At 73.5% G+C, this 24514-nt stretch carries 21 protein-coding genes and 1 pseudogene; 6 read left to right on the plus strand and 16 right to left on the minus strand.

From position 1 onward, the window contains the following. Positions 1–101: 101 nt before the first annotated feature. The gene (locus tag KIH74_RS36725) at positions 102–2915 is read left to right on the plus strand and encodes a putative bifunctional diguanylate cyclase/phosphodiesterase (protein ID WP_214157802.1); all 2814 of its coding nucleotides are present in this window, start codon (positions 102–104) and stop codon (positions 2913–2915) included. A gap of 69 nt (positions 2916–2984) precedes the next feature. Next, positions 2985–4273, plus strand: a pseudogene (locus KIH74_RS39285) (prolyl oligopeptidase family serine peptidase). Here KIH74_RS39285 and KIH74_RS21220 read toward each other — a convergent pair. After that, complete coding sequence (locus KIH74_RS21220) at positions 4270–4752, minus strand: GNAT family N-acetyltransferase (protein ID WP_214157808.1); 483 nt, start codon at positions 4750–4752, stop codon at positions 4270–4272. The pseudogene KIH74_RS39285 and the gene KIH74_RS21220 overlap by 4 nt on opposite strands. A gap of 43 nt (positions 4753–4795) precedes the next feature. Between KIH74_RS21220 and KIH74_RS21225 the strand changes: the two genes are divergently transcribed. Beyond that, a complete protein-coding gene (locus KIH74_RS21225; RefSeq protein WP_214157810.1) occupies positions 4796–5038 on the plus strand; it encodes a Smr/MutS family protein in 243 nt (80 codons plus the stop codon). Here the strand turns inward: KIH74_RS21225 and KIH74_RS21230 are convergent. The 4 genes from KIH74_RS21230 to KIH74_RS21245 all read right to left on the minus strand — a co-directional run bounded on the left by KIH74_RS21230 (position 5028) and on the right by KIH74_RS21245 (position 11103). Further along, a complete protein-coding gene (locus KIH74_RS21230) occupies positions 5028–7508 on the minus strand; it encodes a glycoside hydrolase family 3 C-terminal domain-containing protein (RefSeq protein ID WP_214157812.1) in 2481 nt (826 codons plus the stop codon). The genes KIH74_RS21225 and KIH74_RS21230 overlap by 11 nt on opposite strands. Next, entirely contained in the window at positions 7505–8776 is a 1272-nt protein-coding gene (locus tag KIH74_RS21235; RefSeq protein ID WP_214157813.1) for an MFS transporter, read from the minus strand. The genes KIH74_RS21230 and KIH74_RS21235 overlap by 4 nt, the downstream gene beginning before the upstream one ends. An 87-nt stretch (positions 8777–8863) precedes the next feature. Continuing rightward, complete coding sequence (locus KIH74_RS21240; protein WP_214157815.1) at positions 8864–10213, minus strand: ATP-binding protein; 1350 nt, start codon at positions 10211–10213, stop codon at positions 8864–8866. A gap of 110 nt (positions 10214–10323) precedes the next feature. Further along, positions 10324–11103, minus strand: a complete 780-nt coding sequence (locus KIH74_RS21245) for an SDR family NAD(P)-dependent oxidoreductase (protein WP_214157816.1) — start codon at positions 11101–11103, stop codon at positions 10324–10326. A gap of 167 nt (positions 11104–11270) precedes the next feature. Here KIH74_RS21245 and KIH74_RS21250 point away from each other — a divergent pair, with 167 nt between their 5' ends. Then, entirely contained in the window at positions 11271–12173 is a 903-nt protein-coding gene (locus KIH74_RS21250) for a helix-turn-helix domain-containing protein (RefSeq protein WP_214157818.1), read from the plus strand. A gap of 80 nt (positions 12174–12253) precedes the next feature. Then, positions 12254–12676, plus strand: a complete 423-nt coding sequence (locus KIH74_RS21255) for a nitroreductase/quinone reductase family protein (RefSeq protein WP_214157819.1) — start codon at positions 12254–12256, stop codon at positions 12674–12676. Positions 12677–12683: 7 nt separating this feature from the next. Here KIH74_RS21255 and KIH74_RS21260 read toward each other — a convergent pair whose 3' ends face one another. The 11 genes from KIH74_RS21260 to KIH74_RS21310 form a co-directional block, all read right to left on the minus strand. After that, on the minus strand, positions 12684–13124 hold the full coding sequence (locus tag KIH74_RS21260) for a BLUF domain-containing protein (protein WP_214157820.1): 441 nt from the start codon (positions 13122–13124) through the stop codon (positions 12684–12686). A 42-nt stretch (positions 13125–13166) separates the two neighbouring features. Next, complete coding sequence (locus KIH74_RS21265) at positions 13167–13985, minus strand: hypothetical protein (protein WP_214157821.1); 819 nt, start codon at positions 13983–13985, stop codon at positions 13167–13169. A gap of 249 nt (positions 13986–14234) precedes the next feature. Further along, entirely contained in the window at positions 14235–14963 is a 729-nt protein-coding gene (locus KIH74_RS21270; protein ID WP_214157822.1) for an HAD family hydrolase, read from the minus strand. 67 nt (positions 14964–15030) lie between these two features. Continuing rightward, positions 15031–17208, minus strand: coding sequence for an NAD-dependent DNA ligase LigA (gene ligA, locus KIH74_RS21275; protein ID WP_214157823.1), 2178 nt, complete (start codon positions 17206–17208; stop codon positions 15031–15033). Between the two features lie 145 nt (positions 17209–17353). Next, on the minus strand, positions 17354–18355 hold the full coding sequence (locus KIH74_RS21280; RefSeq protein ID WP_214157825.1) for an SAM-dependent methyltransferase: 1002 nt from the start codon (positions 18353–18355) through the stop codon (positions 17354–17356). Positions 18356–18467: 112 nt separating this feature from the next. Continuing rightward, positions 18468–19322 (minus strand): LLM class flavin-dependent oxidoreductase, encoded by an 855-nt coding sequence (locus tag KIH74_RS21285; protein WP_214157826.1) that lies wholly within the window; start codon positions 19320–19322, stop codon positions 18468–18470. Between the two features lie 429 nt (positions 19323–19751). Further along, positions 19752–19997, minus strand: coding sequence for a hypothetical protein (locus KIH74_RS21290; protein WP_214157827.1), 246 nt, complete (start codon positions 19995–19997; stop codon positions 19752–19754). After that, positions 19987–20910, minus strand: a complete 924-nt coding sequence (locus KIH74_RS21295; protein WP_214157828.1) for a TRADD-N-associated membrane domain-containing protein — start codon at positions 20908–20910, stop codon at positions 19987–19989. Before KIH74_RS21295 ends, KIH74_RS21290 begins: the two co-directional genes overlap by 11 nt. A 158-nt stretch (positions 20911–21068) precedes the next feature. Next, positions 21069–21413 (minus strand): tetratricopeptide repeat protein, encoded by a 345-nt coding sequence (locus KIH74_RS21300; RefSeq protein ID WP_214157830.1) that lies wholly within the window; start codon positions 21411–21413, stop codon positions 21069–21071. A gap of 53 nt (positions 21414–21466) precedes the next feature. Continuing rightward, complete coding sequence (locus KIH74_RS38805) at positions 21467–22822, minus strand: carboxypeptidase-like regulatory domain-containing protein (protein WP_214157831.1); 1356 nt, start codon at positions 22820–22822, stop codon at positions 21467–21469. A gap of 125 nt (positions 22823–22947) precedes the next feature. Continuing rightward, positions 22948–23433: a DUF4279 domain-containing protein gene (locus KIH74_RS21310; RefSeq protein ID WP_214157832.1), complete on the minus strand. Its 486-nt coding sequence runs from the start codon at positions 23431–23433 to the stop codon at positions 22948–22950. A 47-nt stretch (positions 23434–23480) separates the two neighbouring features. Between KIH74_RS21310 and KIH74_RS21315 the strand changes: the two genes are divergently transcribed. Further along, the gene (locus KIH74_RS21315) at positions 23481–24503 is read left to right on the plus strand and encodes an NAD(P)H-dependent flavin oxidoreductase (protein WP_214157833.1); all 1023 of its coding nucleotides are present in this window, start codon (positions 23481–23483) and stop codon (positions 24501–24503) included. The last annotated feature ends 11 nt before the right edge of the window (positions 24504–24514 follow it).

Genomic DNA, 24514 nt, shown 5'->3' on the forward strand with positions numbered 1-24514 from the left:
GCACTTTCGGGTCGTTGCCGCACCGGCCTCAACCCGCGGCCGGTACCTGCCGACATCCTGTGCGTGCCGATCACGACGTGGTCCGGTCCGGAAGCCGGCCGGTGAGCGACCGAGCCCAGCGCGGACTGCGTGGCCGGCCGGTCTGGCAGCCGCTGGCGGTGCTCACCCTGCTGCCGCTGCTCGCCACGGTGTACCTGGGCGGGGTCGCGGTGGCCTCCGCCCACCGCTCCGCCGACCGGGCCCTGCGGGCCCAGCGCCTGGTGTCGGCCGTGGAACTGCTCGATGCCGCCCGCCGGGCCACCGACGGCGAGGTGGTGCCGTCGATGCTCGTGCACGTGCTCGCGGACGGGGACCGGGCCACCCGGGTGGGCCTCACCGCGCGGCAGGCCGCCTCGCTGCGGGCCGCCGAGCCCGCGGTGGTGCAGCGGGCCCGCGCCCTGACCGACCGTGCGGTCGGCGCGGCCCTGGAGGCCGCCGGCGACCTTCAGCCGGATGCCCGGCTGGATCAGGCGGTCACCTCCGCCCGCACCCGCATCGCCTTCGCCCGCTCCGCCGCCGCTGACGTCTCCAAGCCGCTGGAGAACGTCATCCGTGGCTTCGGGCAGAGCTCCTCGGAACTGGCCACGGCCGAACGCTGGGCCAGCGCCGAGGCGGTCTCGGCCGGCCTGGGCCGGCGCAGCGTGGCCGCGCTCCAGGACCTGAACCAGCTGCTGACCCTGAGCGAGGCGGCCAGCCGCCAGCTCGGCGAGCTGTTCGCCTCCCGGGTGCTGGCCGACCCGGCCGCCGGCATCGCCGAGAACGGCTTCGTCGCCTCCTGGGGCGCCTACACCAAGCAGGCCGACTACGCCGGGGACTTCACCGTCGGCACGATCCGGCACAACTGGGCCGTGTACCGCAACGACCCGGCGGTCGGCGAGTTCTCCGGGCTGCTGACCGAGCAGGCCCTCGACCCGGCCCGGCAGGTGCTGGCCACCGCGGACCTGCCCGGCCTGGCCGAGCGCAGCCAGGCCCGCGACGCTGCCCTGTCGGTGGTGCTGGAGGACGCCGTGGCCCAGGTGATCGAGGCCTCCGGCGCCGATCTGGAGGCCGCCCTGGACCGCCGCCGCAACACCCTGACCGTGTGCCTGGGCCTGGTGCTGCTGTCCCTGGTCAACGGCGGTCTGGTGGTGCGCTGGCTGACCTCCTCGATGCGGTCCCTGGCCTCCGGTGCCCAGCAGGTCAGCCAGGGCAACCTGGTCGACGTGCCGCCACGCGGCCCGCGCGAGCTGCGGACCGCCGCGCGCGCCCTGTCGTCGGCCGTGGCCGGGCTGCGCCGGGTGCAGGAGCAGGCCCGGGCGGTCGTCGACGGCAACACCGAGGAGGCCCTGCGGCAGAAGCCGCTGCCCGGCCCGCTCGGCGACGTGGTGCACGCCTCGGTGGAGCAGATCGTCGAGAGCTTCCGGGCCCGCGAGGCACTCCAGGACGAGCTGGCCCACCAGGCCACCCACGACGCGCTCACCGGCCTGGCCAACCGGGCCCAGATCCTGGCCCGCCTGTCGGTGCTGCTGACCCGCGGGGCCACCGGCGTGCTGTTCATCGACCTGGACGGCTTCAAGCTGGTCAACGACACCCACGGCCACGCCGTCGGCGACCGGGTGCTGTGCGAGGTGGCCGACCGGCTCACCGCCACCCTGCGCCCGGGCGACGCGGCCGGCCGGTTCGGCGGCGACGAGTTCGTGGTCACCATCGAGGGGATCCGCGACCCGGAGGCGCTGCTCGACCTGGGCCGCCGGCTGATCAGCGCGGTCAGCTGGTCCGGCCCGATGAACGTCGGCGCCACCACGGTCAAGCAGGTGCGGGTGGGCGCCAGCGTGGGCGTGGCGCTGTCGTCACCCGGCAGCACCGCCGACAGCCTGCTGGCCGAGGCCGACATGGCCGCCTACCGGGCCAAGCGGCTGGGCCGCGGCCGGGTGGAGATCTTCGACGACGGGCTGCGCGCCGAGCTGTCCGAGCGGGCCGCCCTGGAGGTCGCCCTGCGGGCCGGCCTGGAAGCCGGTGAGCTGCACCTGCACTACCAGCCGGTGGTGAACCTGACCAGCGGTGTGCTCGTCGGTTTCGAGGCCCTGGCGCGCTGGGAGCGGCCCGGGGTCGGGCCGGTGCGCCCGGACGTCTTCATCGCCGCCGCCGAGGCGTCCTCGTTCGTCTGCGACCTCGGCCGCTGGGTGCTGCACGAGGCCACCGCGCAGACGGCCCGCTGGCGCGCCGCCGGGCAGGGCGGGTTCGTGCCGGGCGAGACCGAGCCGACGATCGCCGTGAACATCTCCGGCCGGCACCTGGCCGACCACCGGGTGCTGGACGACGTGGCGGACGCCCTTGCGGCCAGCGGTCTTCCGCCCGGTCTGCTGGTGGTCGAGATCACCGAGACGGTGCTCACCGACGACCCCCGGGCCCGCGAGCACCTGCGGGTGCTGCGCGAGCGCGGGGTGCAGGTGGCGATCGACGACTTCGGCACCGGCTTCACCTCGATCAGCGCGCTCGCGGTGACCCCGGCCGACATCCTGAAGATCGACCGCAGCTTCATCGACTCCGAGGACGTCGGGCACCACCAGCTGGCCACGCTGATCACCCGTGCCGCGCAGACCTTCTCGCTGCGCGTCATCGCCGAGGGGATCGAGACCCAGGCCCAGCTGGCCCGGGTGCGGGCGGACGGCTGCGAGGAGGCGCAGGGCTACCTGTTCTCCCGGCCGCTGCCGCCGGAGGCGGTGGAGGACCTGCCCCGGCACCTGGTTCCGCCGCAGGCCGCCACCGTGCCGGTCCAGGACCGGGCCGTGGACCGGGTTCCGGACCGGAGGCGGGCCGGGCCCGGCCCGGATTCAGCGCCGAGCGGTAACGATGCGCCGAATCAGGCCGTTGCGCGGACAAATCACCCGGGATAAATTGACGTCCTCACCGAAATCCCGCTCGTGGCCTACGAAGCGGCGATTCCCCCGAGGACAGGGGCACGGATGCCTGCACCGTCGCACGGTTCCAGTCGTCATGCCGTCAGCGGCCCGAGCCGGCGCGGTGTGCTGGCCGCCGGGATGGGAGTCGGGGTGGGGGCCGCCGCCGGGGTGGTGCTCCCCGCCGCCACGGCCCGGGCCGCGACCGCCCGGTCCGGTGGTGTCGTCGAATTCACGCTCGACGCCGAGGTTCTCGACGGCGGCGAGCAGATCACCGGGATCACCCTGGCTACCGCTGCCCTCGGGCCGGTCGACCCGGCGAGCCTGAGCGCCGCCACGTTCAGTGTGCACGCCCGGGCCACCAGCCCGTTGCCCGGCGTCCCCGACGCCGAGATCTCCGGGGTGTACGACGTCGACCGCACCGTGACCGGCGCGCACGTCGGCCGCGACGGCGACATCGTGCTCGATCTGGAGCACGGCGAGGGCGTTCTCGGCGCCAACACCCTGGGCTACGTGCTCACCCGGGGCGCAACGTGCGGCTCGGCCTGACCTACACCCTCACACAGAACGCACCGCTCGCCGTGCGCCGCGGAAAACCACTGACCATCAGCGCTTTCGAGCAGGGCCGGGTGTCCAGTCCGGAGGTGGACGCGTTCAGCCGCCACACCTCGGGCTCGGGTCTGAAATACCGCTTGTACCAGCCCGGCCGGGGCCGGCGACCGCTGATCGTGTGGCTGCACGGCGGCGGTGAGGGCGCTTCGCTGCCCGACGGCTACTACGACAACGAGACCACGCTGCGCGCCAACCGGGGTGCGCTCGGGTTCGCCACCCCGCAGGGGCAGCGCGTGTTCGGCGGCGCCTACGTGGTGGCCCCGCAGAGCACCTCGTACTGGATGGAAGACGGCCCGCGCTTCGCCCCGCTGATCCGTCAGGTGATCCGCGAGGTGGCGGACCGCCACGACGTGGACCGTGACCGGATCTACCTGGCCGGGTGCAGCAACGGCGGCTACATGAGCCTGAAGATGACCACCACCTATCCCGGCCTGTTCGCCGCCTCGGTGCCGGTCTGCGGTGTGGTGGCCGGCAGCCCGCCGCTGATCCCCGACGCCGAGCTGGCCGCCGTCCGCACGCCCACCTGGCTGATCACCTCGCTCGACGACACCACCGTGGACCCCCAGGCCAACACGGTGCACGCGCACGAGCTGATCCCGGGGTCCCGGGTCACGCTGTACGACCACGTGATCCGCGACGGCCACCAGTTTCCCGGCCACTGGTCGTGGATCTACCTGGCCCGCAACGACCCGAGCATCCGGGGCACCCACGTCTGGCAGTGGATGGCGCGGCAGCGCGGCTAGGGCCGCACCTGCTTGCGCATCTGCTGGGTGATCACGGTGTAACCCGCCGACCCGTAAAGGCCGATGGCGGAGGCATTGTCGCCGAAGACGTTGAGCTCCAGCGCCCCGACCCCGCGCTCGGCCACCGCCTGCTCGGCGGCGGTCAGCAGGGCCCGCCCCAGGCCCCGGCCGCGATGCGGCTCGTCCACCTCGATGTCGTACAGAAACGCGCAGTCCGGGGTGCCCCGCGGGTGCTCCAGGCCGATCCAGACCCGGCCGATCACGGTGCCGTCGGCCAGCACGCCCTTGAGCAGCAGCATGCCCGGCGTGTCCAGGCCCTGGGGCAGCGACGCGGCGTTCTCGTCCAGGGCCCGCCGGAACGCGCCCTCGGCGGCCCACCGGCCGGCCGCCACCTGCTCGGCGGAGTAGACGCGGGCCAGTTCCCGCTGCCAGTCGGCGAATTCCGGCGGCGTCATCGGCCGCACGCTGAGCGTGGTCATGACGCCGATGATGCCAGCCGCGCGCGGGCCGTAGACTGGGGCCATGCTGTCGCTCGATCTGCACCCGGTGTTCCGCAGCAAGCGCGACATCGACACGGCCCTGCGCACGTTCATCGTGCGAGCCGCGGCCACCGGCCAGCGCGAGGTCGAGATCATCCCGGGCAAGGGCACCGGGCAGCTGCGGCAGAAGGTGCTCACCTTCCTGGGCCAGCCGCACGTGCGCCGGCTCTACCGCAGCTACCGCATCGCCCCGGGCAACGAGGGCAAGATCATCGTCACGTTGTGAACCTGCCCGGGGGCGGTGCCGTGAGCCGCTCGAACTCCTCCCGCGAGCGTCGCTCCAGACGGCGCCCCGCCATCCAGGCGAACGCCACGCGGGCGGTCCCGCGCACCCCACGTCCGCGGGCGATCTCCAGCACGGCGTCGGTGACCGCGCGGGTCGCGGCCCCCGCCGTCATCGTGTGCACGATCCGGAACGGCGCGTAGTAGACGAACAGGGTGTCCAGGTCCGGGTGAGAACTTCGGTCGGCCGCGCGCTTTCGCCGCTCCAGCAGCCGGAAGCCGAGACGCGCCAGGCGCCCGGGGGAGTGACGCAGCTGATCGAGCGGGGTGTCCTGGTCGAACCGGCCCGGCTGCCAGCGCCTCTCGGGCAGTGGCCGGCCCAGGAGAGTCTCGAACACCGCGTCCGGCACGTGGCGCACGTCGGCCCGCGCGTACGGCTCCAGCAGCGGGTCGGGCCGCCCGGCGGGAACCGTCCCGGCCACCGTGAGCGTGGCGGTCAGGGGCAGGTCGGCGCTGCTGGGGCCGATCAGGATCCGGTACTCGCCCTGCTCCACCTCCCAGGTCGAGGTGCGCACGTCGAAGAAGCGGAAGGTGCGCCCGCCGAACGGGATCGTCACCCGCACCCGCTCGCCCGGCGCCAGGCGCACCTTGTGGAATCCCTTGAGTTCCAGGGCGGGCCGGTACACCACACCAGGCGTGAGACGGCGCACGTAGAGCTGGGCCACGTCGGCACCGGCCCGCGACCCGGTGTTGGTGACGGTGAAGGCCGCGCCGTCCGGTCCGGCCTCCAGGCCGTCGTAGGCGAAAGTGGTGTAGCCGAGCCCGAAACCGAAGGGGAAGGCGGGAGCCACTCCGGCACTGGCGTGATAGCGGTAACGCACGAACACGCTCTCGCGGTACTCGGCGGTGCGGCCGGGGGAGGGGAACCGGGCCGACACCGGGTCGTCGGCCAGCCGCACCGGCATGGTCTCGGCCAGGCGGCCGCCCGGTTCCACGGCACCGGTCAGCACGTCCCACACCGCCTCGGCCCCGGCCTGGCCACCCAGGTAGGTGTGCAGCAGGGCGGTGGTGTGCCCGAGCCAGGGGGTCTCGACCGGGCCGCCCGCCGCCAGCACCACCACGACCGGTGTGCCGGTGGCGGCGACCGCCATCAGCGTGTTCACCTGTGCCGCGGGCAGTTCCAGGTGCGGCCGGTCCAGGCCCTCGGACTCGTCGGAGGCCGGCACCGCCAGGGCGAGCACCACCACGTCGGCGCCCCGGGCGACCGCGCAGGCCTGCTCCGTCATCGCGTCGGTGCGCTCCCCGCCGGCGGTGAAACCCGGTGCGTAACCGGCCGATCGCAGGCCCGACGCGGCGAACGAGCCGATCAGCGTGCTCAGCCGGGTCGGGTTCACCAGCGACGAGCCGGCGCCCTGGTAGCGCGGCGCCGCCGCGAACGCCCCGACCGTCGCCACCCGGGTGCCGGGCGCCAGGGGCAGCAGGCCGCCCTGGTTGCGCAGCAGCACGCTGCCCTCGGCGGCGGCCAGCCGGGCCAGGGCGTGGTGGTCACCCGACCCACCGCCAGCGCCACCGCCGGGCCGGTCACCGGTGACCCGCTGCACCAGGGTGAGCAGCTCGTTCACCCGGGCGTCCAGGTCGGCCCCGGCCAGCGTGCCCTCCCGCACCGCCCGGGCGATCGCCCGCGCGGAGTTGAAGCCGTTGGAGGGCATCTCGATCGTGCCACCGGCCGCGACGGCGGCCGCCGGGTCGTGACCGCCGCCCCAGTCCGACACCACCACGCCGTCGAAACCCCACTCGCCGCGCAGGACATCGAGCAGCAGGTGCGGGTTCTCGTGCGCGTGAACGCCGTTGACCAGGTTGTACGACGACATGATCAGCCACGGCCGGGACTCGCGCACCACGATCTCGAACGCCGTCAGGTACATCTCGCGCAGCGTGCGCTCGTCCACCACCGAGTCCGACACCAGGCGCCGCAGTTCCTGGCTGTTGACGGCGAAGTGCTTGGGCGCGGCCGCCACGCCCTGCGACTGGATGCCCCGCACGTAGGCCGCGGCGAGCCGGCCGGACAGTTCCGGGTCCTCGGAGAAGTACTCGAAGTTGCGACCGCCCAGGGGGTTACGCTTCAGGTTCAGGCCCGGTCCGAGCAGCACGTGCACGTCGCGGGCGGCGGCCTCGCGGCCCAGGGCCGCCCCGATCCGCTCGGCCAGCGCCTCGTCCCAGCTGTTGGCCACGGTCGCCGCCGTCGGGAAGCACACCGCCGGCTCGCTCTCGCCCAGGCCCAGATGATCGGCGTCGGCGGGCTGCCGGCGCAGGCCGTGCGGCCCGTCGGACATCCAGAGCGGTGGGACGGCGAGGCGGGGCACGCCTCGGGTCTGCCACACGTTCGCCCCGCCGAGCAGCGCTGCCTTCTCCGGCAGGGACAGGTCTTCGGCGCTGATCCGGTGCGCGGCGCAGCCGGTTTCGGGGAGTGTCACCGGGACATCACCTCCGGGCCGGCGGCCACCGGCACCGGGGCCACCGGCAGGAACGGCAGCACCGGCAGGGCCACCAGCGCGATCGCCGCGGTGCCCAGGTAGAGCAGCGTGTAGGAGCCGGGCCCGGTGACGACCGGCGCGGCCAGCACCGGCGCCAGCACCTGGGGCAGCGAGCTCGCGACGTTCGCGACGCCGAGCAGGGTGGCCCGGGTGCCCGGATCGGGCAGTGCGTCGGTGACGACCGCGACGTCGACCGCCAGGAACAGGCCGTAGCCCAGGCCCAGCACCAGCACCGCCGTCACCACCACGGCCATCGGGCCGGCCGCGGCCAGCAGCACCGAGCCGGCGGCCAGCACCAGCGCCGCCGCCCCGGCGATGCCCCGGCGGTGGCCGAGCCGGTCCGACACCGGTCCCGCCGACGCCGCCGCGGCGCCGGCCACCGTCACGTAGCAGACCGTCAGGACCAGCACCCAGGTGCCCGGATCGGCGACTCCGGCCCGGTCGGACAGGAAGTAGTACAGGTACAGCAGTCCCAGCGCGCTCACCAGGTTCAGCAGCAGGCGCAGGCCGAACGCGGCGGCGAACGCCCGCCCGGGGCGAGGTCTCCCGACGGCGGTGCGCCGCGCCGGTCTCGCGTCGTCCACCAGCGGTTCGCCCCGAAACGGCGCGCCGGTGAGCAGAATCGGGACGACGAGCAGCGCAACCGCCACCGCCACGGCCAGATAGCCGAGGCGGCCCTCGCCGGTGGCCACGGCCAGCACCGTGCCCGCCACCGTGCCGGCCAGCTGGGCCACACCGAACAGCGAGCCGACCAGGCCCCGCCGCGCGGGCGGCACCCGGTCGGCGATCAGCGCCGCCAGCACCGCGAACGGCCCGTTCAGGCCCACCTGCACGGCCAGCCAGCCGATCACCATCGTCGGGACGGACGACGCGGCGGACAGCACCAGCAGCCCGCTCACCCCGAGCAGGGCCCCGGCCACCAGCACCGGCGCCCGGCTGCCGGTGCGCGCCCGCAACCGGTCCGACAGCGCGCCCCAGAGCGGGTTCGCGATCATCGACCCGGCCGCCCCGACCCCGGTGACCAGGGCCAGCAGCGACTCCTTGCCCCGGCCCCCGGAACCGCCCAGGCCGATCACCTCGGCCTGGGCCGGCAGCAGGATCTGGATCGGCCCGAACCAGCCGACGGCCACCCCGGCCGTGGCCAGCACCAGCGCGATCACCCAGCCCCGCCCCGGGCTGCCGGAGACGGTCAGCTTCGGTTCGCCCATGCGACGGATCCCTCCCGTGCTCGCACCCGGTCCTCTGCGCTGATCATCATCCCGGTTCACCGGGAATCCGGGGCGGAATCGGGCGGATCAGGTGGTGGCGCGGGTCAGCCGCTCGATGCCGCGCAGCAGGTCGGCCTGGGTGATCGGCCCGGGTGCGCCGCCCCGGGCCTCGGCCATGGCCTTCTCCAGCCGGGCCCGGCGCAGCACCTCGGCCAGGTCGGCTCCGGACAGCCCGGCCGCCTGCCGGGCCAGCCCGGAGACATCCAGGTCGTCGGCGAACATCCGGAAACCGTCTGCGGTGTGCCGGTTCTGGAGGGAGCGGATCTGCTTGGCCAGGATGTCGGCCCGGGCCCGGGCGCCGGGCAGCGGAACGGCCAGCTTCACGTCGAAACGGCCCGAGCGGATCAGGGATTCGTCCACCCGGTCGGGAAAGTTGGTGGTGGCCACCACGATCACGTTCGGGTTGACCTCGGCCAGGTCGTTCATCTGCTGCTTGAAGATGCCCGCCACCGAGTTGACCGCCTGGTCGGCCGAGCCCCGCGGCCGGCCGGCGTAGCCGATGATGCTGTCGAACTCGTCGAACAGCAGCACCGTGGGCGAGGTGTAGCGGCGGGCCCGCTCGAACACCCGGGTGATGTTGCGCTCGGAGGCGCCCATCCAGCGGTCGAGGATGTCGCTGCTGCGCACCTCTTCGAGGGTGCCGCCGATCTCCTGGGCCAGGGCCCGGGCCAGGGTGGTCTTGCCGGTGCCGGGCGGTCCCCACATCAGGATGCCCTGCGGCCGCCGCGCGCCCCAGCGGGCCATCACCTCGGGGTGCCGGAACGAGTCGGCCACGTCGCGCAGCTGGGCCACCACCTCGTCCAGGCCACCCAGGTCGTCGAGCCGCACGGCGTCGGGTTCGTCTGCGGCGCCGGTGGTTTCGCCCGGCAGGCCGATCCGGAAGGCGCGCCCGGCCAGATAGGGTGCGGCGCCGGCTCTGCGGGCGCCCAGTCGCACCGTGATCCGCAGCAGGGCGGCGAGCGTGCGCGCGGTGAGCCGATCGGCCGGCACGGTGACCAGGGCCCGGTCGGTGACCCGGCCGTCGAGCAGGGGACGCCCGGCGAGGGTCGTGGCGGTGAGCTCACCTTCGGTGAGCGGCCGGCCGGGTGGGCCCTCGAACAGCCGGCCCAGCGCCTCCAGCACCGGCGCCACCTGGTCGGCGCCGATCATGAACTGGTGCAGCGGACCGTCGAAACCCGGCTCCCGCAGGGTGATCCGGCCCTCCAGCCGCACCCCGCCCGGCTCGCGGGTGCAGAACAGGCCGAGCTGGGGCGTGCCGGTGCCGGTGCCGGTGAGCACCGGGTGGGTGATCCCGTCCGGCCCGGTGAGCACGCGGGCGATCACCTCGTCGGCGGCGGCGAGGTCGAACCGGCCGCCGGCGGCCTCGAAGGTGTCCATCCCATCACGATAATCGCGCTTTCGCCGGGGTGCAGGGCAGCGTGGCACGGGTTCGCAATCATGGACGACGGAAGCCGCGACCGGGCTCCCCGTCGTCCATGATTCGAGGTTCAGGAGGCCTGGTAACGGGTGGCGAGCCGGGGGCTCTGCCCGCCGAAGGCCGCCAGGGCGGCCGCGAACGCCGTGTCCAGCAGGGAGGCGTCCTGCACGCCGGGGGCGCACACGGTCTCGCCCAGCTCCAGGCCGCGCAGGCCGGCCGTGACCACCTCGTCCGCGCTCATCCGCGGCACCGAGCTCAGGTCGAGGCCCTGCACCTCGTGGAACTCGGTGGCGACCACGCCCGGGCAGATCACCTGGGCCCGCACCCCGGTGCCCTCCAGCTCGGCGGCCAGGGTCTGCGTCATCGTCACCAGGTAGGCCAGGCTGCCCGCGTAGACCACGCGGCGCGGGCCCTGCGACTGCGGGGCGGCACCGCTGAACGCGATCATGCCCGCGACGTTGACGATCGTGCCCCCGCCGCGTTCGACCATGCCGCCGACGGCCGCGCGGGTGAGCAGCGTGGGGGCCAGCACCTTGACCCCGACCAGCTCCCGCGCCCGGTCGGCGGGCAGCTCGGCCAGCGGCATGTAGTGCGCCACCCCGGCATTGTTGACCAGCATCGTCAGCGGCTCGGCGGCGCACACGGCGGCGACCTCGTCGATGCCCTCCGGCGTGGACAGGTCCGCGGCCAGGACGCGCACACTCACCTCCGGGTGCGCGGCGGCGAACTCCTCGAGCCGGTCCTGACGGCGGCCGACCACGATCAGGTCGTGGCCGTCGTCCGCCAGGCGGGTGGCGAACGCCTGGCCGATGCCCGAGGTGGCGCCGGTGACCAGTGCGAGCTTGCTCATGTGTTCCTCCTCGTGGTGCTGCGGTCACTCCTGAAGGTGCCGGTTCTCGCGCGGTGCAGGAATCACCCCGCCGGTCCTGGGGGTCGCGGGACCAGGGTCGGACGGGCCCGGGTGGGGTGTACCGGTAGGGCACCCCACCCGGCGGAGGCCGGGCCTAGCATGCGGGGATGGGTGTGAAGCAGGAGGTCAGGCAGGAGGTCAAGGAGTTCCTGACCTCTCGGCGGGCGCGGGTGACCCCGGACCAGGCCGGGCTGGCGGGCGGTTCCAACCGCCGGGTGCCCGGGCTGCGCCGCACCGAGGTGGCGCTGCTGGCCGGGGTGAGTGTGGAGTACTACTCCAAGCTGGAGCGCGGCGATCTGACCGGTGCCTCGGAGGCGGTGCTGGCGGCGATCGCCGACGCGCTGCGGCTGGACGAGGCGGAGCGGGCCCACCTGTTCGACCTGGCCCGGGCCTGCGCGGGCCCGGCGGCCCGCAGCCGGCGCCGGGCACCGGCCGCGGCGGTGCGCCCGGCCGTGCGCTGGGCCCTCGACAACATCACCGGCGGGCCGGCCTTCGTGCGGAACGGGCGGCTCGACGTGCTGGCCGAGAACGCGTTGTTCCGGGGTCTGTACTGGGATGCCTACCAGCTGCGCGAGCGGCCGCTCAACCTGGCCCGGCTGACCTTCCTGCACCGTGAGCTGGCCGAGAGGTACTACCCGCAGTGGGACGTGTCGGCCGACATCAACGTCGCCATCCTGCGCACCGAGGCCGGGCGCAACCCGTACGACCGCGACCTGCAAGACCTGATCGGAGAGCTCAGCACCCGCAGCGACGACTTCCGGGTGCGCTGGGGCGCGCACAACGTGCGGCACCACGCCAACGGGCAGAAGCACTTCATCCATCCCGTCGTGGGTGACCTGCACATGTCCTACGAGGCGATGGAACCGATGGACGAGCCGGGCCTGAACTTCCTGATCTACGCGGCCGAGCCGGGCTCGCCCAGCGAGGCGTCGCTGCGGCTGCTGGCCAGCTGGGTGGCCACCCAGGAGCAGGGGGCGAGGGAACCCGGGGTGCCGCGGTCGCGGGACTGAGCGTGTCCGGTGCGTGACGGAACGGTATCCTCTCGTTCGTCTCGCAGGATTCGTCTCGCAGGAGAGGGAGGTGGATGCCGATGACCGACTTCAACACGATGATCATCGAGGAGTTCCGCGCCAACGAGGGGCGGGTCGGTGGCCGGTTCGCCGGGGCCCCGATGGTGCTGGTGCATCATCGCGGGCGCCGCAGCGGCACCGAGATGGTCAGCCCGATGGTGTATCTGGCGCACGAGAGCGACGACCGGGTGCTGTACGTGTTCGCGTCCAAGGCCGGGGCGCCGGAGAACCCGGGCTGGTACTTCAACCTGACGTCGGCCGGCGAGGCGTCGATCGAGCTCGGCACCGGCACCTACCCGGTGGCCGTGCGCGAGGTCACCGGTGCCGACCGGGACCGCATCTACGGCGAACAGGCCCGCCGTTACCCGGGTTTCGCCGAGTACGAGAAGAAGACCGAGGGCATCCGCACGATCCCGGTGCTGGAGCTGACCCGCGTCGCGTAGCTCCTGTTCAGGCGTGCTGGCCGGCCGACAGCATCAGCAGGGTGCGGGCCAGGAACGGGTCGGCCAGCAGGTCCAGGGTGCTGCCCGTCAGGTGGGCCAGGGCCGGTTCCGCCGCGATCATCGCCAGCACCGTGTCGGTGGTCGTGGTGGCCAGGCGCATCTGCCAGCCCTGGAACGAGCGCGTCTCCTTGGTGCCGCGGTGCACCAGGCGCACGTCGGTGTGCAGCATGTGCCGGCGGATCCGGCCGAAGGTCTCCTGCACGGCGTCCTGGGGGCCTTCGAGCATCTGCACGAAATAGGCGGTTCCGTGCGGTCTGTCGTGCACGTGGAGCAGGTGCCCGGTGACCCCGGACGCGGCGTTCCGGGTCCTGCTGACCCCCAGGAACTTCTCCATCTCGTCCTGGCTGAGGTCCACGAGGGCCTGGCTGACGTAGATCAGCTCGTACACCCTGTCGGCATCGGCGGCCCGGGCGGTGACCTTGAGGGTGCGTCACCCGGTACAGAGGTCGATGGGTGAGGCGGGGACCTGGACGAAGCCCGCTTCGACGTCCTCGGGGCTGATCGCGTAGGCCGTCTCCGCTGCCGACCCGACCCCGGTGGTCCGGAACGGCCGGCCCGAGTCGTCGAGGGTCACGGTGGACCTGTTTCCCTCGTGGACCACGGTGACGTCGATGACCCACTGGGTGAGCCGGGTGGACTCGTAGGCGTGAATCTGGAGAACGGTCGGGTCGTTCTTCCGCACGGTGATGTGGTGCGAATCGAAGTAGCGCTGCCGGCCCGGCCCGTACGTCGTGTCGTCGACCAGCGACAGGTCGGGGGAATCCAGATTGAAGGCGCCGGTGACGTTCTCGCCACTGCCTTCCGGGGTGATGGCGAAACGGGTCCGCCGGGCCAGGTCGTGCGTGTCGATGATGCGTGCCTGCATATCGGTGATGATCACGTCGTCCTGCCGGGACTGGAAAGTGATCTTGAGGGGCGTGATTCCGGTGACCGGGTTGCACCGGTCACCGGTGACGTAGTCCACGCGGGGTGCCCCCAGCTCTTCCAGCGCCCGGCCGGCCGCTTCGATGGGACCGAGGCTGGGCAGGAGTCTGCGATAGCGAGCATTGATGGCATCGACGTCCTGGCTGGGGACGCGGGTGTCGGTGGCCGCGAAGAAGACCGCTTCGTTCCAGTCCTTCTCGACCGTGGCGAGCAGAACCTTGTCGTTCTCCGGGGAAGCCGGCGGCGAGACCGAGGGAGAGGCGGCCGGTTCGGCGGGAGGATCGCCGTCGATCCAGTTCACGGCGGCGATGGCGAGCGGGATCACGGCGAGGACGGCCGCTATGCCACCGATGCCGGCCCAGGCCGGGTGTGAAAGTGCTCGGCCGACAAGGCCACGCCGGGGCGGTGGTTGCGGGGCCGGTGTTCCGCCCGGGACCGGTGAATTGACCGGAACGACCGAATCGTCTGGCGGCATCCGGCGAAGTTAACACGGACCCGAACTGCTGAGAGGGTGTTTCGCGGCCTCGAATGTCCCTTCCGGCGCCCGGACGACCAAGAGGGCCGGCGGGCCGCGTCAGCCCCACAGGAGGTGCACGTCGCCGGGCGCCTCCAGTCCGCTGAGCACCACGTCGGCCCCGATCCCGGTCAGCGCCTCCACCGGGGTGCGCCCGGTGGCGACCAGCGCGCAGCGCAGGCCGACGGCCCGGGCGCAGGCCAGGTCGCGCGGGGTGTCACCGATGATCCAGCAGTCCGCGGTGTGGTCGGCCCAGCCCTCGCCGAACAGGGCCAGCAGGGCGGCCCGGGCCACGTCGGCGCGGGTGGCGGCGCTGTCGCCGTAGCCGCCGGGCTCCAGCTCGATCGGTGGAACCAGGCTGGTGGAGCCGAGTTTCGCCGCGGCGACGCTGCGGATGTTGCCGGTCACCACGGTCTGCCGCACCCCGGCACCGGCCAGCCGGCCAACCAGTTCCCGCACGCCCGGCAGCACCCGGGTCTGTGCGCGCAGCGTCTCCAGGTCGAGCTGGACCAGGTGGTGCAGCCGCTCCAGGACGGCCGGCACGTGCTCCTCGTCGTGCTCGACGGTGGCCAGGAGCAGGGCCGCGATCTCCGGGTCGATCCGGCCGCCGAACTCGATGCCGTCGGGCAGCGGGGCGCGGCCGGTGACGTGCTCCACCGCCTTCAGGAACGCCCTGGCCGCCACTCCGCCCGAGGTGAGCAGAGTGCCATCGACGTCCCAGAGCACGGCGGCGGCGGAGCCGAGACCGGCTGCCTCCGGTTTCGGGCGGGCGTGCATCCGGGGGTTCATGCGGGCAGGATACGGGGGCGCGACCGGCGCGCCCCCGCCGCTGTCGGAGCGAGCACTCCAGCTCCCGTCAGAGCATGTCGGCCAGCCGCTCGGCGAACTCGCCGGGCGTCTCGATCGGGATGCCGAGCGACTCCGCCTTGGCGTACTTGCTCGACCCGGCCTCCGAAGCCACCAGCAGGCTGGTCGATTTCGACACCGAGCCGCTGGACCTGCCGCCGGCCCGCTCGATCAGCTCGTTCATCTCGTTGCGTGACAGCTCGGCCAGCGGACCGGTCATCTTTCCGGTGACCACCACCGTCATCGGCTTACCGTTCTCACCGGTGAGCGGCAGCCCCGCCCCGGCCGCGGCGAGGGCGGCCGCCGCCTCCTGCTCACCGGCCTGCGCGGCCTCGGCCGCCAGCCGGGCCAGTTCCCGGCCGGGCACACCGGGCTCGGTCAGGCCGACGCCGGCCTCGCGCAGTTTCGCGATCACCGGGGCCAGCTCGGCCAGCTCCTCCACGATCACCGGGGCCTTCTCCGGGCCGATCCCGTCGACCTCCTCGAAGGCGTGCGCGTCGGCCTGCTGCACAGCCTCCATCGTGCCGAACCAGCGCGCGATGCGGCGGCTCATCGAGCGCCCGGTGCCGCGCACCCCGAGCGCGGTGAGTGTGCGGGCCAGCGGCTGGGCCTTGGCCTTCTCGATCTCGGCCAGCACCTTGGCCACCGAGGCCTGGCCCATCCGCTCCAGCTCGAGCAGCTGCGGCTCGGTCAGGGCGAACAGGTCGGCGACGTCGGTGACCAGCCCGGTGTCGACCAGCTGTCGCACCAGCTTCTCGCCGACCGACTCGATGTCCCAGCAGTCGCGGGCCACGGCGTACTTGATGGACTGGGGCAGCGCGCAGGCCCGGCCCCGGCGGCAGCGCCAGCGCTCCTGCGAGCGGTCGATCTCGCTGCCGCAGTTGGGGCACACCTGCGGCACCTCGATGGCGGTCTCGGCGCCGGTGCGGGCCGCGGCCACGAAACCCTCGATGCGGGGGATCACCTCGCCGGCGCGCAGCACCATCACCGTGTCGCCGATCATCAGGCCCTGCCGGGCCAGGTCGTTCGGGTTGTGCAGAGTGGCGTAGGTGACGGTGACGCCGCCGACGAACACCGGCGCGACCCGGCCGCGGGGGGTGATGATGCCGGTGCGGCCGATCTGCCAGATCACCTCTTCGAGGGTGGTCAGCCGGGAGTCGGCCGGGTATTTGTAGGCGATGCCCCAGCGCGGCGCCCGCGACGAGGAGCCGGCGGCCTCACGGTCGGCCGGGGAGTCGGCCTTGATCACCGCGCCGTCGATGCCGAAACCCAGCTCGGCCCGGCGGGTGAGCAGCGAGTCGATGTAGGCCTGGGCCTGCTCCAGGGTGGTGACGGCGGCGATGCCCGCGGCCGAGGCCGCCGCGGTGTGCACGCCGAGCTCGCCGAGCAGCTCGATGGCGGCCGAGTAGGCCAGGCCCGCATCGGGCCGGGCGCCCGGACGGCCTTCGGGCAGGGGTAGCACCTGGTAGGCGAAGAAGGTCATCGGGATGGCGTAGGTGCGGTCACGCGAACCACGCAACGCCCCGGCCACGCCGTTGCGCGGGTTGACGAACGGCTTGTCGTCGTTGGCCAGGCGCAGCTCGTTGGCGGTCTCGAACTGCGGGTCGGTGAGCATGACCTCGCCGCGCACCTCGAGGGTCAGCGGACGGGCCAGCCGGGCGGGCAGGCCGACGATGGCCGCGGCCGCGAAGGTGACGTCCTCGCCGTGCACGCCGTCGCCGCGGGTGATCAGCTGCACCAGCGCGCCCTCCTGGTAGCGCGCGGCCAGGGCCAGGCCGTCGAGCTTGGGCTCCACCACGTAGGGCGGCTCATGGCCCAGCCGCCGGACCAGGCCGGCGTGCCACTCGGCCAGCTCGGCGGCGTCGAACACGTTGTCGAGCGAGAGCATCGGCGCGATGTGCTCGACGTCGCCCGCCGCGCCCGCCACGACCTGGGTGGGGGAGTCGGCGACCTGCCACTCGGGGTGCGCGGCCTCGGTGGCCGCGATGTTGCGGACCAGCTGGTCGTAGGTGGCGTCGTCGAGCACGGTGACGTCGGCGCCGGCCGTGGCGTCCTCGGCCAGCTCGGTGGTGGCGTAGTAGAGCTGTGCGGCGGCCCGGACGGCCGCGACCGCCGCCAGGTAGTCGTCGTGGGGGAGCTCGGCGCCCGCGGCGCCGGTGACCTGACTGCTCACGGTGCCGCTCGTCATCGGGGCTCACCACCCGTCGGGTTCGGCGTGCGCCGTTCACGGGTCGTCCGTGACCCGTGAACGGCGGCAGGTGGTTCGTCGAGAAGGCGGGCGCGATTGATCACGTCGGTGACGATAGAGGTCCCCACCGACAGAATGGGCCGCCCTACGGCTGGTTGCGGACCACCACCAGGTTGCCCAGGCCGGTCCGCACCTGCCGGACCAGGACGAACCCGGCCTCCCGCGCCTCCGCGGCCAGCTCGGCCGCGGTGCGCCCGGCGCCGATGCCGTGCTGCCCCTGCCGCACCGCGTCGGCCGCGGTGGACGGCTGCTCCTGGAGCACCAGCAGCCCGTCGCCGGCGAGCGCCCGGCGCAGCACCGCCAGGGTGCCGGCCCGGGCGTCGTCGGTGAAGAACCCCTGGGCCCAGTAGGCCACCCGGAACGTGCCGCGATCGGGCAGGTCCCGGGCGTCCAGGCAGCGCACCTCCACCTGCCCGGCCAGGTCCAGCGCGTCGCGGCGGCGCGCCAGCTCGGCCACCACCTCGGGCACCAGGTCGACCCCGACCAGCTTCAGCCCGGGAAACAGCTGCGCGGTGGTGAGCAGCGCCCCGCCGATGCCGCTGCCCAGGTCGAGCATCGGCCCGCCGTCCGTGAGCGCCGCCGAGACCTCGGGCATCGCGTCGTACACCGAGCGGTAGAGCGTCCGGGTGACCGGGCCGGCGGTGACGCCGGAGTCCCGGGCCACGATCAGCGCACCCTCGCCGTCCATCATTGACGCACCGGGCCGGTCGAGGTGAGCGAGTGCGTCCAGATCGAGACGCGCGGCGTCGAGCACCACGTCGAGCTGCACACCGGACGCGCCGTCGAGCAGGACGGTGAACGGGGGCGTGAGCCGCCACCCGTCCGGGCCCGCGGTGGCCACGCCGGCCTCCGCCAGCACGTCGAGCACCCCGCGCACCCGGGCGGGTGTCCAGGACCCGCCGGTGAGAACCTGCTCGGTGACCGGTTCGCGCAACCGGTCCAGCCAGCCCATCCGCCGGGCCGCGGACACCACGGCCAGGGTCTGCGCGCCCTTCACCCACTCCCGCACCACACCGCGGGCCGCGAGGGCCTGCATGATCGCCGGCTGCTCCTGAGCTGTCCCGGGGTCCTGCTGGTTCTCGGACATTCTCGTCTCCAGTTCTCTCGGGGGGAACGGGACAGGAGTCGTACGGCCCGGCGTTTCTGCGCTCGGGGCGCTGTGAGCCCGGTCTCACGGTGCTGACCAGGTGGCGGTCCGGTCAGAGGACGATCTCGGCCAGCCGGGAGATGTCGTCCGGGTCGTCGGTGGCCGGGTTGAGGATGAGCTCGTCGGCGCCGATCCCGGCGAACTGGTCCACCACCGTGCGCACCGCCGCGGCGTCGGTGGACACCGTGCCGCTGATGAAGTCGGCCAGCTCGCTGCCGTGGGCGCTGTAGTAGTCGTGCACGTTGGCGCGCCCGGCGTCGCCGTCGCCCAGCGCGAAGTAGGCGATCGCGACCAGCCGGGGCGAGCCCTCCCGGCCGGCCTCCCGCCAGGCTGTGCGCACCCCCTCGAACGACGGCGCGACCATGGCGGCGGGCACCGATCCGGCCACGAAGCCGTCGCCGGCCCGGGCCACCCGGCGGAAGGTGGCCTCCACGTTGCCGCCGATGATCAGCGGGATCTGGCGGTGGGCGGAGGTGACGCCCGGGTTGGTGCCACCGCCGACCGGGTCGCCGTTCCACACACTGCGGTAGGTCTCGATGTCGCGGTCGAGGCGCCGGCCGGTGCCCCGCGGCCCGTAGCCCTCGGCGACGAAGTCGTCGGGCCGCCCGCCCAGGCCGATGCCCAGGGTGAGCCGGCCGCCGGAGATCGCGTCGATGCCGGCCAGCTCCTTGGCCAGCAGCACGGCGGGCCAGACCGGGCCGAGCAGAACGTTGCTGAACAGACCGATGGTGGAGGTGGTGGCCGCCGCGGCGGCGAGCGCCACGGTGTCCATCACACCGGGGTAGGCCAGGCGCCCCACCGTGCCGAGGGTGGAGAACCCCGCGCTCTCGGCCTTGGCCGCCCAGCCGGGGATCAGCTCGGCCCGTACGTCGCGGACCTGGTTCGGGATGCCGATTCCGATCTTCACGTCGCCTCCGTGTCAAAGAGATAGAACGTTCAATCAGGGCAAACCATAGACGCCGGGATGAATGGTGCACATCGGAACACTAGATTGCGGGCCGGTCACTTCCGGTGACGCGGTGACCGGCCGGCGTCGGCTCGTGGGTCGGCTCGTGGGTCGGGTGGCGGGTCGGCTCGTGGGTCAGGTGACGGGTCGGCCGACGGGTCGGTGCGGGCGGCGGGGACGAGGCGCAATCGGGAGAACGGGTCGGCCGGCGGTGGCTGCCCGCCGGTGAGGTCGATGACCTCGTCGGCGGGCGGGACCGGCCGGCCGCGTTCGGTCCCGTGCTCGATCCCCTGCCCCGCCCCGCGTCCGGCCCGGTGGTCGTCCAGGTACTCGGCCCCGCGTTCGACGGGATGCTCGACCCGCAGGAGAGGCCTTGTCGCAGGCGGGTTCTCAGGGTGTTTGAGTATCGACCTGACCGATGAATTCGTCATCCGCTGATAGAGCGACAAGCCGTCCTCCTTCCTTCTTCGTGTCGTCGAGGATCTGCAACAGGGCCAGCGCGTCGGAGATCGAGTTCGTGACGCTGATGTTCTCCTGTTCCTGGCGTTTCAGGAGGAAGGCCAGATTGTGCTGCGAGAGTTCGACCTTCACCGTGCGGCCCGCCTGCCCGGCCGCCGGCGGGGGGTCAGCCCGCATCGCCTTCTCCGTCGTGGTTCCCGGCCGGCTCACCGGGATGGTGCCGGATTCTCTTACGCCCGGGGAGTTTCGGGCGTGCTGCGCTCTCCGTCTCCCACGACCCGGACATGGTGGACCTCACCGCGGCCAGGGTGGTGCTGAGTACGGTGGCCACGAGTGCGTCCCGCTTCTGGTCCGATTTTACGTCCCGGGTGATGTCCTGGGCGAAGATCAGCAGATTCTTCGTCAGTGGAAGTGCGTACGAGCGGTTCAGCTGGCGTACCGACCGGTTTCGCTCGTCCAGGAAGGTCTTTCCGGGGAACGCCGAGATCGTGGTGCCCAGGGCCGTGAGCGCGCCGACCACGGCCTGCGTGCCCTCCTGCGCCCAGAACATCACCGAAACCGTGCCCACCAGAAGGATGCCCAGGGTCGCGCCGATCGCCGACTGGGACTGCCGGTAGGAACTGCGGGCCTGGCTGAGGGCCAGCTCCTGGTACGAGCGCACCTGCATCTCGTTGGCGCGCACCGGGTCGTCGGGCGCGGCCGTCCGGTCGGGGCCGGCCGCCGGCTCGTCCTTCTTGCGGGTGTCGGGGGCCAGCCGGGCCCGGGCGTGGGTGGCGTGCACCTGGCCGGCGGTCAGCAGCACGCAGGCGCCGATCGCGGTGGTCAGCGAGGTCCAGGCGGCGGTGCGCAGGCCCAGGCCGAGGGCGGTGCGGCAGGCCGGGAGCGAGCTGATCAGCGACACCAGCCCGCTGATCGACGCCGCGCCGCGGTAGGCGAGAAGCGTTGCGGCGATGTGCAGTTCGGGCTTGCTGCGCGGCGCGAAGTCGGCCAGCACCAGCCGTGGCGCGGGCAGGTGACCCAGGCGCGCCTGGGCGGCGTCGGTCAGATCGATGACGTCGGCCGCGAGATCCAGCTGCGGATCTGCCGCCATGCGATGCCCCCAGCCCACGATCTGTAACTGATGGTGAGGGACCTTACTCCAGGTAAGCGGGATCGTGGTGCAGAACCGTACCGCCTGATCAGGGGGCCCGACACGAGCCGGAGCCCGCCTCGGGCGCGAGGCGGGCTCCGATGACGAGGGACGTCCGGTCAGGCGACGCCGAAACCGTCGGCGATGCGGTGGTAGCGGGCCGCCTCGACGTCGGCGTTGCGCCGCGCCAGCGTGCGGGCCAGCACCCGGTGCGCCCAGCCGTTGGCCGGGGACTGCTCGATCAGCCGGCGCAGCACCCGCTCGGCGTTGCCCAGCTGGGCCGAGTTGAAGTAGGCCCGGGCCAGCAGCTCGAGGTACGACTCGGGCACCCGCTCGCGCTGCTCCAGCGGGGCGGCGATCTGTGCGGCCTCGATCGGCAGGCGCATCTCCAGCAGCGACAGCGCCCGCTGGTAGAGGTCGTGGTCGTGGGCATTCTCGTCGGGGATCAGGTTCTGCTCACTCACGGCGCCTACAACCGCCCGGCCCCGCACAACATTCCAGGTGGATTCCGGGTGGATCAGCCGGCCTGCCCGGCCGTCAGGTTGCCCGCCGGATCGTTCCAGTCCTCGATCCGCACGTCGCGGTGCACCACCGCGGCACCGCCGGCGTGTGCCGCCGGCAGCACCACCGAGACGACGGCGGGCTCGCAGTGCCGCGCCGTCACCACCACGTGGTGCAGTCCGGGGGTCCCGGCGGTCACCCGGTAGTGCCCGGCGACGTCGGTGAGGGCCCGCTCGACCTCCTGCCCGGACTCGTCGAGCACCAGCACGGCCGCCCCGGCCAGTGGCTCGCCGGACAGCCGGGTGACGACACCGGTGAGTTCCGGCGGAACCGTCCCGTTCGCGGGGGTGGCCGGCTCCGGGGCATGGACGACGTGGGCCGCGCGGCGCCTGCGGTGCGCCAGCAGCATCAGCAGCAGACCCAGTGCGGCCCAGCCCGCAAGAACGAGGGACGGCATCAACGGGTGCCCGATTCCGTAGGCGCGGGACCGGATCACGTCGACGAACGCCCCCAGCGGCAGCACCTGGTGCAGGCCGGCCAGCCAGCCCGGCAGCATGTCCCGGGTGACGGTCCCGGTGGAGGTCGGCACCCCCAGCACCAGCACGAAGGTCAGCGCGACCGGCACGAAGAACTGACGCACGAACGGCGCCAGCCCGCTCGTCACCCAGGCCACCGCCTGCACCAGGGCCAGGCCCGCCAGCGCGATCACCGGGTCCCAGGGCAGCACGTCGCGCGAGATCGCGACCAGCTCGTCCGCCGTCACCGCGAACACCCCGACCAGGGCGATCAGGGCGAACCGGTTGCGGCTGCCCCACATCGGCAGTTGCAGCAGCATGATCGAGGTGACCATGCCGACCATGGCCAGGGGCAGGGCGAAGAAGAAGATCCCGCTGCCGCTGGTGTCGCCGGGGCGCAGCGCGCGCAGGTCCTGCACGACGGGGGTTCCGGGAACCACGCCGCGCGCGGCCGATGCCAGCGTCGTCCCCAGGAGGTTGGCCCTGGCCCGCCCGGCCGCCGAGGCCACCAGCACCCGGCACCCGCCGGAGGTGCAGACCACCCCGCCGGCCAGCGAACCGTCGGCCACCTCGCGCACCACGCGGGCCGGGTCGAGCACGGTGACCGAGAACGCCTGGCCCCCCGACGCCAGCGCGGCGCGCAGAGCCTCGGCCTGATCCCCCTGTCCCACGGCCACTTCGGCGCGGCGCAGGTGCGGATCGGCGAACGTCGCGGAGAACAGCAGCGACATCGCCGCGACGAAGAAGAACGGGAACCAGACGATGCTGAGCACCCGGCGGGCGCCTGGCTGGGGCATCTGGACCGGCATCTGGACAGGTGCCTGGGCGGGCATCTGGGCGGGCATCTGGGCGGGCACGGCGTCTCCGGTGGGGCTTTTCAGGACAGAGGGGGCCACACTGCCCTGGAAAGCGGTGCCCCGGAACGGGGCCCGACCTCCGGGACCCTAGCGAACCCGCGCCGCGCTCCCCGCACCGGCCGACGTCAGCTGTACTCGTCGACGTCCAGATCGGCGGGAACCGAGGCCAGGAAGGCCAGATCGGCGGCGGCCAGGTGCCAGCCCAGCAGCTGGTGCTGCCCCGCCATCGCCTCCAGCACCCGCCCGTCCCCGGTGGTCACCGGCTCGTGCGTCTCCGGTTCGCCGTCGTCCGCGTCGTGGTACCGGACCGCCTGGAGCACCGCCCTCACCTCGCCGGTCGCCACCAGACCCCGCAGTTCCCCGGCCAACGGGCGCACCCGGTCCAGCACCCGGCTGATCTGCTCGTCGAGCCGCAACCCGGGCGTGCGGCACTCGACGATCCACAGGTGGCACACCGGGAGCGGCGGCTCGGCCCGCCGCGCACCACGCACCGAGCGCCGGTCCGGCTCGGCGCCCAGCCGCGCGATCATCGCCGTCACCGGCACGCTCTCGCTCTTCAGGGCGAAGTACACGTACTGCCTCACCCGCAGGCCCGCCGCGTCGTCCGTCATGATCCGCACGCTATGTCACCCCGGAGCGCCCCTGGTAGACAGGGGCCATGGCCGCCCGACTCCTCGACGCCCCGCTGCCGATCGTCGCCGCCCCGATGGCCGGCGGGCCCACCACCGTGGCCCTCTCCGCCGCGGCCGCGCGGGCCGGCGCCTTCCCCTTCCTGGCCGGCGGATACCGGACGCCCGGTGCGCTCGCCGCCGAGATCGCGCAGCTGCGCGCCGCCGGCGCACCGTTCGGGGTCAACCTGTTCGTGCCGTCCGGGCGGGACGTCGACCGGGCGGCCTTCCGGGCCTACGCGGAGCTGATCGCCCCCGAGGCCGCCGCCCACGGTGTACGGCTCGACCCGGAGCCGGTCAGCGACGACGACCGCTGGCGCGAGAAGGTGGAAATGCTCGTGGCGCAGCCGGTTCCGGTGGTGTCGCTGACATTCGGCCTGCCGTCCGCGGACGACGTGGCGATGCTGCGGCGCGCCGGTTCCCGGGTGCTGGCGAGCGTCACCACGCCGGCCGAGGCCCAGGCCGCCCGCGACCTCGGCGTCGACGGCCTGGTGGTGCAGGGCCCGGACGCCGGCGGCCACAGTGCCACCCACGACCCGTCGCGCACCCCGGATCCCGGCGGCACACCGGCGCTGGTGCGGCGGGTGCGTGAGGCGGTCGCCCTGCCGGTGGTCGCCGGTGGCGGCGTGGACGGCCCGGCGGCGGTGGCCCGGATCCTGGACGCCGGTGCCGAGGCGGTCGCCGTCGGCACCCTGCTGCTGCGCACCGACGAGGCCGGTACCTCCGCGCCGCACCTCGCGGCCCTGGCCGACCCGGCGTCCGGCCGGACCGTGCTCACCCGGGCGTTCACCGGCCGCCCGGCCCGGGCGCTCGCCAACCGGTTCGCCGAGCGGTACGGCGAGGCCGCCCCGGTCGCCTATCCCGCCGTGCACCACCTCACCCGCGCCCTGCGTCAGGCCGCCCTCGCCGCCGGGGATCGCGAGGTGCTGCATCTGTGGGCCGGAACCGGTTACCGCGCGGCACCTTCCGGGCCGGTGGCCGACGTGGTGCGGTGGCTGGCCGGGGAGAACTAGCCGGCCGGGTC

Origin of the sequence: Kineosporia corallincola, from assembly GCF_018499875.1 — a bacterium.
Taxonomy (GTDB): Bacteria; Actinomycetota; Actinomycetes; order Actinomycetales; family Kineosporiaceae; genus Kineosporia; species Kineosporia corallincola.